Genomic DNA, 3,047 nt, shown 5'->3' with positions numbered 1-3,047 from the left:
ACTCAGCACTCCACACTCAGCACTCAGCACTCTTGATCTCATGTACTTGGAAACTAATGTAAGTAATCAAACGGACATGAGATTACGGGTAAGGGTAACTGTGAAAATAAGTCTGTAGAACCTCGTTAAAAAATAAAGATTGTTTGGCTGTATTGTCAGCAAACCACAACTCCTAATGAGAAAATAAGACATTCCAACCAAGCGATCGCCATCTGATTGTTAACAAGCCTGTTAATCAAACCCAATTTTTTTAAGTTGAAAGACAATCAAAGCGCTATGGGACATGACCTAGAACATTAGTGCCTTAAAATACTCCTGAAAGCCAGTCCTTGTTTTATAAGTTTTGTGTAGAATTTGATGGTGAGGTTATTTACTTGATTCTCAATTGCAACAATCCAGGTTTCATTTATGAGTCAGTCTTTTTCTCAAAACCAAATAAGACGAAATCGTCAACAGAGACTCTGGCAACAAAAATGGAGTTTAAAAACTAAAGCAATAGTTTGGGCACTAAGTATAAGTGTCCTTCCTGTAGTTGCAATTGGAACAGCTACTTACAACTATGGCATTATTTTAATTAACACACAAACTCCGCAAGTAAGACTTGAGAGTACAGAAAGTTCGACAGAAACTGAACTTGCTCTACAAAGACAATTGTCATTCTTGTTAGCTGGTATGGGAGTGACAGCAATTTTAACAGGTGCGATCGCTGTTTTTGTGACGAATCGAGTTATGAGTCGAGTCAGCAACGTTGCTGCAATCTCTAATAATATTAAAAAGAGGCTACGTCCAGACAGTGAGTTTACTCAAATCTTTATCGCTAGCCAAGATGAATTAGTGATGTTAGAGAAAAACATCACCTCATTCACAGACCTGCTTTCGGTTTTGGTACAAGAGAAAGAAGCCGAAGCTGATTACTCCCAACTATTAATCAAAATTACCCGTTGGGTTCGAGAATCATTCAATCAAGAAGATGTTCTCAAAACTACCTCAGAAGAAATTCGTAAAGCTTTAAGCATCGATCGCGTCACCATCTTTTGCTTCGACTCCAACTATAATGGAAGCTTTATCGCCGAATCAGTAGCACCTGGTTTACCGAAAATATTAGGGGTTACAGTCTCTGAGCCTGGATTTGAGGCAGGGTATATAGAAAAATATCACAATGGTACCATCCATGCTATTGATAATATCCATCAAGGCGATCTCAGTGATGTTGATATTGAGTTGCTGGAGCAATTTGCTGTCAAATCTAATTTAGTAGCACCTATTCTCAAAGGCAAACAGCTATTCGGTTTATTGATTGCACATCAATGTTCTAGACTTCGCTTTTGGCAACAGTCTGAGATTGATTTGTTCTCTCAGATAGCCATGCAAGTAGGATTTGCCCTTGACTACGCCAACCTTTTACAACAAGTAGATACTAAGGCAGATAACGCTCAGGTATTTATCGAAATTACCCGCAGCATTCGCCAATCGCTCAACGAAGAAGATGTCCTCAAAACCACGGTGGAAGAGGTTCGTAAGGCATTGAGTACTGACCGAGTGCTGGTTTATAGCTTTGACGCTAATTGGTCTGGAATTATAATTGCCGAATCAGTGGTTCCAGGTTATCCCAAAGTTTTGCGGTCTGAAATTCAAGACATCTGTTTCGGTCAGGGTTATGTAGAAAAGTATCAGTCTGGTCGCGTTGTAGCCACAAACAACATTCATGAGTCTGGTTTGGCTGACTGCCATATTAACTTACTCAAATCCTTTGCTGTCAAAGCAAATTTGGTCGCCCCCATTCTTAAAGATGAACAATTATTTGGCTTATTAATTGCACATCAATGCTCCAGACCCCGTGATTGGCAACAATCTGAGATTGATTTATTTGCTCAGATAGCGATGCAAGTCGGGTTTGCTCTCGACCATGCAAGACTCGTGCAACGCATCGAGGCTGAGGGTGTGCAAAGTCAGTTGTTAGCAGATACTATCGGCATTATTCGCCAATCACTCAACGAAGAGGATGTCCTCAAAACCACTGTGGAAGAGGTTCGCAAAGCTCTGAGTACTGACCGAGTGATGGTTTATAGCTTTGATGGTGATTGGTCTGGAACAGTGATTGCTGAATCAGTTGTTCTCACCTACCCAAAAGTTTTGCGAGCTGAAATCCAAGACCCATGTTTCGGTCAAGGCTATGTAGAAGAGTATCAGTCTGGTCGCGTTCTCGCAATCAATAACATTTATGAAGCTGGTTTGGCTGACTGCCATATTAACTTGCTCGAATCCTTTGGTGTGAAAGCAAATCTGGTCGCCCCCATTATTAAAGATAAAGAGCTATTTGGCTTGTTAATTGCACATCAATGCTCCAAACCCCGTGATTGGCAACAAGCTGAGATTGATTTATTTGGCCAGATGGCGATGCAAGTAGGATTTGCTCTCGACCATGCAAGACTTCTGCAACGAATTGAAGCTGAAAGAATGCGAAGTCAGTTACTAGTGGATATTATCCGCAGCATTCGCCAATCCCTCAAGGAAGAGGATATCATCAAAACCACTGTGGAAGAGGTTCGCAAAGCACTGAGTACTGACCGAGTGTTAGTTTATAGCTTTTACGCTAATTGGTTCGGAATTATCATTGCTGAATCAGTGGTTCCAGGTTATCCCAAAGTTTTGCGGTCTAAAATTCATGACCCCTGTTTCACTCAAGGCTATGTAGAAAAGTACCAGTCTGGTCGCGTTGTCGCAATCAACAACATTTATGAGTCTAGTTTGGCTGATTGTCACATTAACCTGCTCGCATCTTTTGGCGTGAAAGCTAATTTAGTAGCACCAATTATTAAAGATGAGCAGCTATTTGGCTTGTTAATTGCACATCAGTGTTCTGAACCCCGTGATTGGCAACAATCTGAGATTGATTTATTTGCCCAGATAGCCATGCAAGTAGGATTTACTCTCGATCATGCTAGGCTCCTACAAGCGTATCAAGCTGCTGAAGCTAACTCTGATGAATAGTAAGGGCGCGCAGCTGTGCATAGGTGTCAACTTAAGCTCAAATGCTTGTCGCTGTC

The 3,047-nt window shown here is 41.2% G+C and carries 1 protein-coding gene; it reads left to right on the top strand.

Annotation, left to right across the window (positions count from 1 at the left end):
* The first annotated feature begins 408 nt into the window (after positions 1–408).
* Positions 409–2,991, top strand: a complete 2,583-nt coding sequence (locus tag IQ229_RS21060; RefSeq protein WP_194047065.1) for a GAF domain-containing protein — start codon at positions 409–411, stop codon at positions 2,989–2,991.
* Positions 2,992–3,047 lie beyond the last annotated feature (56 nt).

The sequence above is a fragment of the Nostoc cf. edaphicum LEGE 07299 genome, from assembly GCF_015207245.1.
GTDB lineage: Bacteria > Cyanobacteriota > Cyanobacteriia > Cyanobacteriales > Nostocaceae > Nostoc > Nostoc edaphicum_B.
Note: the sequence above shows the minus strand (reverse complement) of the source record. Positions and strands in the feature narration are given on the sequence as shown.

Excerpts from the sequence above, each read along its gene's own strand:
- IQ229_RS21060 (WP_194047065.1), top strand. The coding sequence starts at position 409 with ATGAGTCAGTCTTTTTCTCAAAACCAAATAAGACGAAATCGTCAACAG.